Annotated in this window: 10 protein-coding genes; 3 read left to right on the top strand and 7 right to left on the bottom strand. The window is 70.2% G+C overall.

Going from position 1 to position 11,732, the window contains the following annotated elements; translation table 11 throughout:
* The first annotated feature begins 43 nt into the window (after positions 1-43).
* A complete protein-coding gene (locus AMS65_RS05970; RefSeq protein WP_053383217.1) occupies positions 44-751 on the top strand; it encodes a helix-turn-helix domain-containing protein in 708 nt (235 codons plus the stop codon).
* A 70-nt stretch (positions 752-821) separates the two neighbouring features.
* Entirely contained in the window at positions 822-1,427 is a 606-nt protein-coding gene (gene dcd / locus AMS65_RS05965; RefSeq protein WP_053383216.1) for a dCTP deaminase, read from the top strand.
* A gap of 238 nt (positions 1,428-1,665) precedes the next feature.
* On the opposite strand, the gene AMS65_RS05960 is transcribed toward dcd, so the two are convergent.
* A complete protein-coding gene (locus tag AMS65_RS05960) occupies positions 1,666-3,654 on the bottom strand; it encodes a cytochrome c oxidase assembly protein (protein ID WP_053383215.1) in 1,989 nt (662 codons plus the stop codon).
* A 159-nt stretch (positions 3,655-3,813) separates the two neighbouring features.
* On the bottom strand, positions 3,814-4,092 hold the full coding sequence (locus AMS65_RS05955; protein ID WP_053383214.1) for an HU family DNA-binding protein: 279 nt from the start codon (positions 4,090-4,092) through the stop codon (positions 3,814-3,816).
* Between the two features lie 295 nt (positions 4,093-4,387).
* Between AMS65_RS05955 and AMS65_RS05950 the strand changes: the two genes are divergently transcribed.
* Positions 4,388-5,077, top strand: coding sequence for a GntR family transcriptional regulator (locus tag AMS65_RS05950; RefSeq protein WP_083451510.1), 690 nt, complete (start codon positions 4,388-4,390; stop codon positions 5,075-5,077).
* 98 nt (positions 5,078-5,175) lie between these two features.
* Here the strand turns inward: AMS65_RS05950 and AMS65_RS05945 are convergent, their stop codons facing one another.
* The 5 genes from AMS65_RS05945 to AMS65_RS05925 form a co-directional block, all read right to left on the bottom strand.
* Positions 5,176-6,498 carry an aminotransferase class III-fold pyridoxal phosphate-dependent enzyme gene (locus AMS65_RS05945; protein WP_053383212.1) on the bottom strand — a complete coding sequence of 441 codons (1,323 nt, stop codon included), beginning with the start codon at positions 6,496-6,498 and terminating at the stop codon, positions 5,176-5,178.
* A gap of 107 nt (positions 6,499-6,605) precedes the next feature.
* Positions 6,606-8,087 (bottom strand): NAD-dependent succinate-semialdehyde dehydrogenase, encoded by a 1,482-nt coding sequence (locus tag AMS65_RS05940; RefSeq protein WP_053383211.1) that lies wholly within the window; start codon positions 8,085-8,087, stop codon positions 6,606-6,608.
* Between the two features lie 361 nt (positions 8,088-8,448).
* Complete coding sequence (locus AMS65_RS05935) at positions 8,449-9,201, bottom strand: SDR family NAD(P)-dependent oxidoreductase (RefSeq protein ID WP_053383210.1); 753 nt, start codon at positions 9,199-9,201, stop codon at positions 8,449-8,451.
* Positions 9,198-10,499 (bottom strand): M20 family metallopeptidase, encoded by a 1,302-nt coding sequence (locus tag AMS65_RS05930; RefSeq protein WP_075200860.1) that lies wholly within the window; start codon positions 10,497-10,499, stop codon positions 9,198-9,200. Before AMS65_RS05930 ends, AMS65_RS05935 begins: the two co-directional genes overlap by 4 nt.
* Positions 10,496-11,731 carry an aminotransferase-like domain-containing protein gene (locus AMS65_RS05925; RefSeq protein WP_053383209.1) on the bottom strand — a complete coding sequence of 412 codons (1,236 nt, stop codon included), beginning with the start codon at positions 11,729-11,731 and terminating at the stop codon, positions 10,496-10,498. Before AMS65_RS05925 ends, AMS65_RS05930 begins: the two co-directional genes overlap by 4 nt.
* Position 11,732: the final 1 nt, after the last annotated feature.

Genomic DNA, 11,732 nt, shown 5'->3' with positions numbered 1-11,732 from the left:
GACGTTGGAAATTTCACCGTGTCGGTTGACTGAAGGAGAGCCAATGTCAGACTCTATCGGTGCGAGGCTTCGCGAAGCGCGTGAAGGCAAGGGCATGAGCCTCCGCGCGCTGGCCTCGTCCATCGGCGTCTCTCCGAGCCTCCTCTCGCAGGTCGAGACGGGCAAGACCAAACCGTCGGTCAGCACGCTCTACGCCCTCGTCTCGCAGCTCGACATCTCGACCGACATGCTGCTCGGCCGTGAGGCGCACACACAGGCTCCCGCGCCCGCCGCGGCCGTCCCCTCGGTGCCGCAGCAGCTCGCGACCTCGTTCCACTATCAGGCCTCCGATGACAACCCCACGCTCGAGATGGACAACGGGGTGAAATGGGAGCGCCTCTCCGTCATCGAGGGCACCGATGTCGAAGCCCTGCGGGTGACCTATCAGCCCGGCGCTTCCAGCTCGATCGAGGGGCGCCTCATGCGTCACTTCGGGATCGAGCACGTGTACCTCATCAGCGGCGAGCTGACGCTCCGGTTGGACTTCGACGCGCACGTCATCCGCGCTGGCGACTCGATGGTGTTCGACTCGCAGCGTCCCCACCTCTTCGTGAATCGAGCCGACGTGCCCGCCATCGGGGTCTGGTACATCACGGGCCGCGCGGCTGCGGCCCGACAGGGTTCCTCGCCCGACGAGGGTTTGGTGCCCCACACCGCAGAAGGCGAGACCCTGAACTCCGCCGTCGACGTGCTGCGCTCCTTCCGGGGCTGAGCCGGCTATCGAGCCCGCACCGCCGGATCCCGGTCCCGTCTCGGGATTCCCCGCCCGATAGAATCGTCACGTGCTGCTCTCAGATCGCGATATCAACGCCGAGCTCGGTTCCGGGCGCATCAGTCTCTCCCCGAGCGACCCGTCGATGGTGCAGCCGTCGAGCGTCGACGTGCGGCTCGACCGCTACTTCCGGCTCTTCGACAACCACAAGTACCCGGTCATCGATCCGGCCGAGGAGCAGCCGGAGCTCACCCGCCTCATCGAGGTCGACCCCGGCGAGGGTTTCATCCTCCACCCGGGAGAGTTCGTGCTCGGCTCGACCTTCGAGCAGGTCGGCCTGCCCGACGACATCGCGGCCCGCCTCGAGGGCAAGAGCTCGCTCGGTCGGCTCGGCCTGCTCACCCACTCCACCGCGGGCTTCATCGACCCCGGCTTCGAGGGGCACGTCACCCTCGAGCTCTCGAACGTCGCCACCCTGCCGATCCGCCTCTGGCCCGGCATGAAGATCGGCCAGCTCTGCTTCTTCAGGCTCTCCTCGCCGGCCGAGCGGCCCTACGGATCCGGTGCGACCTTCTCGCGCTACCTCGGGCAGCGCGGCCCCACCGCCTCGCGCTCGCACCTCAACTTCCACCGCGCCGACGTGACGGTCACCGACGAGGGCGCTCCCGGGGCGTAGCCGCCGCGCGGGCTTCGACTCCGCGGGCTCGAATCCGCGGGTTTCGACTCCGCGGGTTTCGACTCCGCGCTGCGCGCTCCGCTCAACCGGCTGCGCGCCCCGCTCAACCGGCAGCGCGCCCCGCAGCAACCATAGATCTGCGATCTGCCGTAGATATGGAGTTTGCGCGCAAAACGGGCATATCCTCTGCAGATCTCAGATCTTCCGCCGCGCGGCGTGGCGCCAGCGCGTCGGGCAGTCAATCGCGATGCGATTGACTGCCCGCCCGACGCGCCAGCATCGCGTTGTAGGCCTCGAGCTCGGCCTCGCCCGAGCGATCCGCGGCCCGGTCCTTGCGCTTCTGCTCCTTGACGTCGCTGCGCGACCACTGCACGGCCACGATGAGCGCCAGCGCGAGCGTCGGCAGCTCGCCGATCCCCCAGGCGATCCCGCCGCCGGTCGCCTGATCCTCGAGCGGCGTCGCACCCCAGGTGCGCCCCATCGCGCCGTACCAGTCGGCGAGCATCAGCCCGTCACCCGTCATGAGCGTCACCCCGAAGAACGCGTGCGAGGCCATGGTGGCGAAGAGCGTGACGAGCCGCAGCGGGTACGGGAAGCGGTAGGGCACCGGATCGATCCCGATCATCGACAGGCTGAACAGGTAGCCCGAGATGAGGAAGTGGATGATCATCCACTGATGGCCGAGGTGCTCGGACGCCGCCCAGCGCGCGATCGGGGTGAAGTAGAACACCCACAGGGAGCCGGCGAACACGACCGCCGCGACCGCCGGGTGCGTGATGACCTTGGAGTACGGCGTCTGCACGGCCCACAGGATCCACTCGCGGCCGCCCCACGAGCCGTCGTCGCGCTTCTCGGTCGCCCGCAGCGCGAGGGTGATGGGGGCGCCCAGCACCAGCACGAGCGGGATCAGCATGGTGAGCATCATGTGCGCCAGCATGTGCACGCTGAAGAGGTACTGCTCGTAGGCGTTGAGCGCGCCGTTGGTCGTGTAGAAGAGCAGCAGCATGCCGAGCGTCCACGCGATCGTGCGGCCCACGGGCCAGCGGTCGCCGCGGCGGGCGAGGCGGATCACGCCGGCGAGGTACAGGCCGATGCCGAAGGCGCAGACGAGCGTCCAGGCGAGGTCGAATTTCCACTCGGTGAGGTAGCTCGCGGGTGTGAGCTCGGGCGGCAGCGGATCGCCCGTGAGCCACTCGGCCGGGCCGATCCGGTCTCCCTGGTCCCGCGCCGGCTCCAGCGCGACGGGCGTCGCCGTGCGGCCGAGCGCACCCGCGATCCCGCTCGCGATCCCCATGACGGCGAGCTCCGCGAGCACGAACCACATGAAGGCCCGATCCCCGCGCGTCGCGTCGGCGATGCGCGGGATCAGCCGAGCCCGCTGCACCGCGCCGAATCCGCCGAGCACCACGAGCGCGGCGGTCTTGAGCAGCACGAGCTGCCCGTACCCCGTGCCGAACAGCGCGTCGACGGATCCCACGCGCAGCCAGGCGCTCACCACACCCGAGGCGGCGACGCCGATGAACGCGAAGAGGGCGAGCGTGGAGTACCGGGCGGTGAGCACCGAGAGCCGCCGTCGGTCAGTCGCCCTCGCCACGAAGACGAGCGTCAGCAGGCCGCCCAGCCACACCGCCGCGCCGATGAGGTGCACGAGCAGCGAGTTGACGGCCTGGCCGTGGCCCGAGGCACCGGCTGCGTGCCCCTGCTGGGCGAGCGGCAGGGCCGTCGCCATCGCGGCGACGAGCACGAGCAGGGTGAGCCGGCGCTCGCGGATCGCGAAGGCCAGCACCGTGGTGACAGCCGCGAGCAGCAGCTGGATCAGCCACAGCTGCCCCAGCTCGACCTCCGTCACGAACTGGGCGAGGGCGGCGCCGAAGCTCGCCTCGCCGGAGAAGGCGAGACCCGAGACGTCCACGAAGGTGAGGATCAGCGTCGCCGCGCTCGCAACGGTGAGCACCGCCGCGGATCCCGCAGCCAGGTCCATCGCCACGCGGGCCTCGCGCCGCTCGCTCGAGAGCGCCCACACCGTCATCACGACGGCGCCGATGAGGCCGGCCATGGAGAGGTTCACGAGCGTGCGCGCCATCGGCATGCCGAATCGCACCAGCGCGCCCGGGTCGGCCAGGGTGCGCTCGGCGGCGGCGCCCCCGATCCCGAGCCCCACCAGGAGCGCTGCGAAGGCCGCCGCGATCAGCAGGGCGGGAGCGAGAACGCGCAGGTATCGTGGCACCCCTCAAGCCTACGCGCCGCCGGGTGGGAGGGTGCTCGGGGCCGCCTCGGCGCGCACCCGCTCCCGCGGCCCCCGCACCCCGGAACACGCAAAACCCCCGAACACGCAGAAACCCCCGGCCGGTGACGAGCACCGGCCGGGGGTTTCCGAAGAAGCGTGTTACTTCACGGCAGCCTTGAGCTTCGAGCCGACCGACACCTTCACGCGCTTGCCGGCGGGGATGTCGATGGTCTCGCCGGTGCGCGGGTTGCGGCCCGTGCGAGCAGCGGTGGTCGCGGTCTCGAAGGAGATCCAGCCGGGGATCGAAACCTTGTCGCCACCGGCGACGGTCTCGGAGACGGCGGCGAAGAAGCCGTCGACGACGCTGGAAACAGCGGCCTGGCTCTGGCCGGTCTCGGCAGCGATCTTCGCGACAAGCTCAGTCTTGTTGAGTGCCATGTTGTGTCCTTCCAGGGCGAAGACGCTATGCCCCCCAGCCCCTGATCGTGTTCAGGTATCCCTTCCGGGTTGGAAGGGTCCGATCGGTTGATCGCTACGAATCTACCCCAATTCGGCAGAATTCTGCGGATTTTCCAGCATGATTCCTCCTCCGCGTGTCGAAATTCGCGCCGGAGCCGTGCGAGACGCCGCGGCGCAGCGGATTCGAGCGTCCTTCCCGGGGCCGCCCGCAGCCGGGCGGAGCCCGCGGATCCGGCGCTCCAGAGCCGCATGCGGCTGATAAAGTTGTCGGACGATGTCAGAGATCTCCGCTATTTCTCTCCACCGGGTGAGCACCGCCGAGGCCGTGGCAGACGCCCTGGTGGGCCTCATCGTGTCCGGCACGCTGCAAGCCGGCGAACCGCTCCGCGAGAGCAGCCTCGCCGCGAAGCTCGGCGTCTCCCGCAACTCGCTCCGCGAGGCGATCCGCCTCCTCGAGCTCAGCCGCCTCGTGAAGTACGAGATCCACCGCGGCGCGATCGTGAGCACGCCCACGCTCGAGGATCTCGACGACCTCTACCGCACGCGTCGTCAGCTCGAACTCGCGGGCGTGCTGCGAACGCCGACCGAGGAGCAGATCCGGCACCTCACCGCCGCGTTCGAGACGCTGCGGCGATCCTCCGAGCAGAACGTCGCCGAACCCATCGTCGCCGCGGACCTCGCCCTGCACCAGGCCATCGTCGACCTGCTCGGAAGCGAACGCATGAGCAGCTTCTACCGCCGGATCGGCAAGGAACTGGTCTTCTACTTCACGGTCCTCTCCTACACCGACGAGGAGTACGTGAACCCCAAGGAGTCGATCATCAGCCGGCACCAGGGCATCTACGACGCGATCATCGCCGGCGAGCGCGAACTCGCCCACAGCCTGCTCGAGGGCCACATCGACGAGAACTACGAACGGCTCAAGGAGATCCTGACCGCGCGTCTCGCGGCCGCGGACCAGTAGCACCGCAGCCGCGAACCAGCACCGCAGCCGCGAACCAGCCGCACCGCGGCGGCGCACCCGCGCGGGGTGCGACGCCGCGAGCCGCGCGGCGAGTGCGCTCAGAGCGTCGCGAAGGCCTCGTCGAGAATGTGCAGCGCCTCGTCGATGAGCTCATCGGAGATGTTCACCTGCGGCAGCAGCCGCAGCACGTGCCCGTCGCTGCCGCCGGCCATCGTGAGAAGCCCCCGGGCAGCCGCCTCGCGGTGCACCTGCTTGAACGCCGCCGCGTTCGGCGCGCCCTGCTCATCGACGAGCTCGACTCCGTGCAGCGCACCCAGTCCGCGCACATCGCCGATCACCGAGTGGCGCGCCTGCAGCGCGCGCAGCCCCGCCTGGATGCGCTCGCCGATCTCGATCGTGCGCTCGAGGAAGCCGGGCTCGCGCAGCTGACGGATCACCTCGACTGCGGCCGCGCACCCCACGGGGTTGCCGCTGAAGGTGCCGCTCAGACCGCCGGCCGGGATCGCGTCCATGATCTCGGCACGACCGGTGACGGCCGACACGGGGATGCCGGCGGCGATCGCCTTCGCGGTGACGACGAGGTCGGGCACGAACCCGAAGTGCTCGCTCGCGTAGAGCTTGCCGGTGCGGCCGAGCCCGGTCTGGATCTCGTCGGCGATGATCACGATCCCGTGCTCGTCGCACCAGGCCTGCAGGGTCTCGAGATACCCCGGCGCCGGCAGCACGATGCCGCCCTCGCCCTGGATCGGCTCGATCACGAGGCACGCGAGATTCTCGGCGCCGGAGATCTTCTCGAGCGTCTTGATGCCGCGGTGAGCGGCCTCGGCGCCGTCGAGACCGTCCTGGAACGGGTAGGAGTTCGGGATCCGGTAGATCTCGCCCGGGCGCGGACCGACGTGCGCGGAGTAGGGCTGCGCCTTGTAGTTCATGCCGAGCGTGAGATTGGTGCGACCGTGGTACCCGTGCTCGACGACGGCGATCCCGTTGCGGCGGGTGTGCGCACGCGCGATCTTCACCGCGTTCTCGATCGCCTCGGCCCCCGTCGAGGACAGCACCGATTTCTTGGCGAAGTCGCCGGGCGTGATCTCGGTCAGGAGCCGCGACACCTCGACGTACAGCTCGTAGGGGGTGATGGTGAAGAGCGTGTGGGTGAACCGCTTGCTCTGGGCGAGGATCGCCGAGAGTGCGGCCTCGTTGCCGTGGCCGAGCGAGGTCACGCCGATGCCGCAGCCGAAGTCGACGAACTCGTTGCCGTCGACATCGGTGAGGATCGAGCCCTCAGCCCGGTCGATGTAGACGGGCAGGAGCGGCGCGACGGAGGCCGAGACGAACTGCTCGCGCTGCGCGTTCAGCTCCCGGGAGCGGGGGCCGGGCACCTCGGTGCGCACGCGCTGGGGGTATTCGGTGGTGGTGGTGGTCATCGGTCACTCCTCTGATGGGATCGGTTGTTCGTTTCGGGTGCTGGATCGCCTGCGGTCACGTGGCCGGGCCGTCGTCGGCCGCTCGGCTCCGGCGGTCTCAGGCCGGCTCAGGCGGTCTCGCGCCGCGAGATGTTGTAGAAGCGGATCTCCTGGTACTCCTCGAGGCCCTCGCCGGATCCCTCGCGCCCGAGACCGGACTGCTTCACTCCCCCGAACGGCGCGGCCGGGGTGGTCGGCACGCCGTTGTTGATGCCGACGAGGCCGGTCTCGAGGGCGTCGGCGACGTTGAGCGCGCGGTCGAGGTTCTCGGTGAAGACGTAGCCCGCGAGGCCGAACGGGGTGTCGTTGGCGGCCTCGAGCACCTCCGCCTGCGTGGTGAACCTGCTGATCGAGGCGATCGGCCCGAAGATCTCGGTGTTCGCGATGTCGGCCTCGGCCGGCACGCGGTCGAGCACGGTGGCCTCGAAGAAGTAGCCGGCGCCGTCGACGGCGCTGCCGCCCGCGCGGAGCTCGGCGCCGCGGCCCACGGCGTCGTCGACGAGTCGCGTGAAGTTCTGCACCGCGCGGTCATCGATCATGGGTCCGAGGCCGGCGCCCTCGGCGATGGAGTGGCCGAGCTTCACCTGCGCCATGCGCTCGCTGAACGCCTCGACGAAGGCATCGGCGATGCCGTCCTGCACGTAGATGCGGTTGGCCGCGACGCACGACTGGCCTCCGTTGCGAAGCTTCGCCGCGAGCGCTCCCTCGACCGCGCGCTCGAGATCGGCGTCGTCGAAGACGATCAGCGGCGCGTTGCCGCCGAGTTCCATGGAGCTCTTCACGATGTTCCTGGCGGCGATGCCCATGAGCTCCGAGCCCACCCCGGTCGAACCGGTGAACGAGACCTTGCGCACGCGCGGATCGGAGAGCACGGCTTCGCTGAACGCCCCGGAGTTCTTCGTGGTGACCACGCGCATGAGCTCGCGCGGAACCCCGGCCTCCGCCATGAGCTCGACCGTGAGCAGGGTCGTGAGCGGGGTGAGGCTCGCCGGCTTGATCACCGCGCCGCACCCGGCGGCGAGCGCGGGCGCGATCTTGCGGGTGATCATCGCCATCGGGAAGTTCCAGGGAGCGATGAGCAGTGCGAGGCCCACGGGTGCCCGCCGGATGAGGATGGTGGATCCGCCCGCCGGGTTCTCGCGGAACCCGCCCGCGGGGCGCAGCAGCTCGTCCGCGTACCACCGCACGTAGTCGGCGGCGTACTGCACCTCCCCGTTCGCCTCGGCGAGGGTCTTGCCCATCTCCCGGCTGATGACGTATGCGAGCCGCTCCCGGTTGGCGATGAGCACCTCGTACACGCGGTGCAGGACGTCGGAGCGGAATCGCGGCGTGGTCTTCGCCCAGGCCCTGCCGGCCGCGTCGGCGATGCCGACCTGCTCGAGCGCGAAGTCGACCGACTGGCTCGGCAGCGTCGCGATGCGCTGCTCGGTCGAGGGATCGAGTACCGCGAACTCATCGACGCCGGGCTCATGGTTCGAGAACCCGGGCAGGCTCGCGAGCGCGCTATCCGACGCGGCGAGCCGCTCGGCCGAAGGCAGCAGTACAGACATCGATGTCCCCTCTCGATAAAGCTTGGTTCGTTCGATTGTAGCGTTGTCCTACAATTTTATCCACCATCATCGCCCCCTCCCGCGCGGCACGATACGTGCGACTCGCACAGTGCCGCTTCCCCTCGACGGGAAGCGGCACTAAGAGGCTCCGCCAAGAGGCAGCCGGTTGAGCGAACGAAGTGAGTCGAAACCCTTGATTTCGACTCGCCTACGGCTCGCTCAATCGGCGGACACGAAGGCCTATTGGCGGAACCTCTCAGCGACTCGCACTTCGCACCGGGGCGAGACGAGCAGCGGCGATCGCGTGGCGGGCGCGGAGGCCGCCGGCAGGGCGGATCCGCCTCAGCCGATCCGCCACCGCCTACTTCGCGAGATACCCGCCCTCGACCGGGACCGACACCCCGGTGAGATACGCCGCCTCGTCGGAGGCCAGGAACTTCACGACGGCCGCGACGTCCTCCGGCTCGGCGATCCGCCCCATCGGGATCGCCGCGGCGACGCGCTCGGCCTCGCCTTCCGGATCGGGCAGCCCCTCGAGCCACTCCTGGTAGAGCGGCGTGCGCGTCATGCCCGGCGCCACCGCGTTCACGCGGATGTTGAACGGAGCCAGATCGATCGCCGCCGCCTTGGTGAACGCGAGGATCGCGCCCTTCGAGGCGCTGTAGATGCCCATCGTCGGCACCCCGATGCTCGCGAGGCGCGAGGTGATGTTGATGATCGCGCCCCCATCGCCGTGCTCGCGCATTCGCCGAGCCGCGGCGATGAGCAGATTCATGGTGCCGAAGGTATTGGTCTCGAACGTCGTGCGGATCTCCTCCTCGCCCACCTCGAGCAGATCGTTCGTGTGGTCGATCGCCGCGTTGTTCACCAGCACATCGATGCGGCCCATCTCGGCGACGACCCGCTCGGTCAGCTCGGCGCTCGCGCCTGGAGCGCTGAGATCCGCCGCGAAGAACCTGGCCTGCGCGCCGAGATCGGCCACGACCGCAGCACCCCGCTCCGCGGAGCGGCCGACCACGGCCACCGCGAAGCCGCTGTCGACCAGCTGCTGCGCGATCACCACGCCGATGCCCGAGGTCGCTCCGGTGACGACGGCCACCCTCTGATTCGTCATACCTGCTCCTTCTCCGTATCCGCGTCGGCAACCGCCTCTGCGATCGCACCCGGGCCGCCGCTCTCATCGCCCGCACCGCCCGCGAGCCTGAGCGCGATGAGCGCGTAGGCGCGCGCGGCGAGCACCAGGTGATCGATGCGCACGCTCTCGTCGGGCTGGTGCGCCTGATAGTTGATGTCGCCCGGGCCGAGGATGATCGTCGGTGCGCCGTGGAATGCGGCGATGAAGCCGCCCTCGCACGCCGCGGTCCACCCCGTGACGCGCCCTTCGCCGCCGAGCTCGGCGACGGCCGCGGCCGCCACGGTCACGAGCGCCGACTCCGGATCCGTGCGGAAGCCCGGCATCTCCATGTCGACCTCGCCGCGCACCTCGATGCGCTCGGCGCCCGGGATCCCGCAGCCCGCGATGTCCGCGCGCACCCGCCCGAGCAGGCCGGCGAGCACCACCCGCGGATCCTCTCCGGGCATCGTGCGACGGTCGACGGTGAGGACGGTCTGGCGCGGCACCATCGAGGTGCCGCTGCCGCCGGCGATGGTGCCGACGTTCCACGTGGGTCCGCCGAGCAGCGGGTCGCGCTCGCCCGCCGCGTCGGCGAGGTGCTCACGGCGCACGAGCTCGATGACGCGGCTCGCCGCGTAGATCGAGCTCGCGCCGTCCTCGGGGCGGCCGGCGTGCGCCGAGGCCCCGAGGCACTCGATGAGGAAGTTGCTCGCGCCGCGGCAGCCGACCACCGTGTCGAGGTCGGTGGGCTCCGCGACGACGCACGCGAGATACTCGCGCGGAGACCCCGCACGGTCGAGAGCCTCGGCTGCGCCGAGCGCCGCGAGCACGCCCTGAGCCCGGTCCTCCTCGTCGCCGGTGCACAGCAGCTCGAGTCGCAGCTCGGGCGCCACGAGGTGCACCGCGCGCATCGCCGCGAGCACGGCCGCGAGACCGCCCTTCATGTCCGTCGCGCCGCGGCCCACGATGCATCCGTCGGCGATGCGCGGCTCGAAGGGGTCGGCGGTCCACCCCTCGCCCGCGGGCACGACGTCGCTGTGACCGAGGAAGAGGATCGCGGGGCCGTCCTCCGGCCCGAGCACGGCCCGGAGGTTCTCGCGTCCGGGCTCGAACTCCTGGGTGACGACGGTCGCGCCGATCCGCTCGCACATGCCGCGCAGCCGGCGCACCGTCTCGGCCTCCGTCTCACCGGGGTTCTCACCGCGCCCCCGGATGAGTTCGCAGGTGTCGTCGACGATGCGCTGCTCGTCGATGCGCGCGAGCGCCTCCTGCTCGAGGGCCGCGCCGGCGGCGGTCATCGCGCGCCTCCCCGGGCGCGATGGCCGGGGCGGGTGCGCTGGATCGCCCGCGCGAGCCTCGCCACGCCCTCTTCGATGCGCTCGGGGCTCGACGTGGCGAAGCACAGGCGCAGCGCGTTGCGCATCGATCCGTCGACGGTGAACGCCGGGCCCGGGATGTAGGCGACGCCCTCTGCCAGCGCTTCGGGGAAGAGATCCTCGGTGTCGATCTCCGCCAGCTCGCCGGTGAAGGTCACCCAGAGGAAGAAGCCCCCCTCGGGGTCGGTCGAGACCGCGGTGTCGCCGAAGTGGCGCGCGAGCGACGCCCGCATCGCCTCCTTCCGCTCCCGGTAGATGGGCAGCATGCGGTCGATGTGGCGTTCGAGATGCCCTGCCTCGAGGAAGCTCGCCGCCGCGCGCTGCACGGGCACGCTGCTGCAGGTGTCCATGGCCTGCTTCGCGTTGATCGCGAGCTCGCGCACCGCCGGGTCGACGTCGATCCAGCCGGTGCGCAGGCCCGGTGCGATGGTCTTCGAGAAGGTGCGCACCTGGAACACCAGTGGGTGCCGCGGGGCGATCTCGGCGAATCCGGGCACGGCGTCGCCGCCGAAGCGGAGCATCCCGTAGGGATCGTCATCGATGACCACTGCGCCCCAGCGCTCGGCCAGCTCGAGCAGCAGCTCGCGTCGCTCCCGGCTGAGCGTGACCCCCGTCGGGTTCTGGAAGTTCGGGATCGTGTAGATCGCGCGCGGCGTCCGGCCCGCGGCGGCGACGAGATCGGGCAGCGCCTCGACCACCATGCCGTCGTCGTCCATCGGCACCGGCAGCATCTCGGCGCCGTAGCTCAGCGCGGTGGCGTTGCCGTTGCTGTACGTCGGCGCCTCGGCCACGACGAGATCGCCGGGATCGACGAACAGCTTGAAGGCGATGTCGAGGCCCTGCATGCCGCCGTTGGTGACGAGGATGCGCTCGTCGTCGGTCGGCACGCCGAGACGCTCGCCGAGCCGGAGGATCTGCTCGCGCAGCACCGGCTCGCCCTGGGTCTCGCCGTAGTCGTAGCGCCCCTCGGCAGCGCGCGAGAACGCCTCGTCGATCTCGGCCATCGGCATGAGGTCCTCGCTCGGCGCCCCCATCGCGAAGCGCACGATGTCGTGCTCCTGCTCGGCGAGCAGCGCCGTCGACGCGTCGATGACCGAGCCGATGAGCAGATCCGCCCGATCGGCGAACTGCGGCGCGAGTGTCTTCGCAGCCATG

The organism is Leucobacter celer subsp. astrifaciens (genome assembly GCF_001273835.1).
Taxonomy (GTDB): domain Bacteria; phylum Actinomycetota; class Actinomycetes; order Actinomycetales; family Microbacteriaceae; genus Leucobacter; species Leucobacter celer.
Note: the sequence above shows the minus strand (reverse complement) of the source record. Positions and strands in the feature narration are given on the sequence as shown.

Excerpts from the sequence above, each read along its gene's own strand:
- AMS65_RS05925 (WP_053383209.1), bottom strand. The coding sequence starts at position 11,731 with ATGGCTGCGAAGACACTCGCGCCGCAGTTCGCCGATCGGGCGGATCTG.
- AMS65_RS05940 (WP_053383211.1), bottom strand. The coding sequence starts at position 8,087 with ATGTCTGTACTGCTGCCTTCGGCCGAGCGGCTCGCCGCGTCGGATAGC.
- AMS65_RS05950 (WP_083451510.1), top strand. The coding sequence starts at position 4,388 with ATGTCAGAGATCTCCGCTATTTCTCTCCACCGGGTGAGCACCGCCGAG.
- AMS65_RS05970 (WP_053383217.1), top strand. The coding sequence starts at position 44 with ATGTCAGACTCTATCGGTGCGAGGCTTCGCGAAGCGCGTGAAGGCAAG.
- AMS65_RS05955 (WP_053383214.1), bottom strand. The coding sequence starts at position 4,092 with ATGGCACTCAACAAGACTGAGCTTGTCGCGAAGATCGCTGCCGAGACC.
- AMS65_RS05945 (WP_053383212.1), bottom strand. The coding sequence starts at position 6,498 with ATGACCACCACCACCACCGAATACCCCCAGCGCGTGCGCACCGAGGTG.
- AMS65_RS05930 (WP_075200860.1), bottom strand. The coding sequence starts at position 10,499 with ATGACCGCCGCCGGCGCGGCCCTCGAGCAGGAGGCGCTCGCGCGCATC.
- AMS65_RS05935 (WP_053383210.1), bottom strand. The coding sequence starts at position 9,201 with ATGACGAATCAGAGGGTGGCCGTCGTCACCGGAGCGACCTCGGGCATC.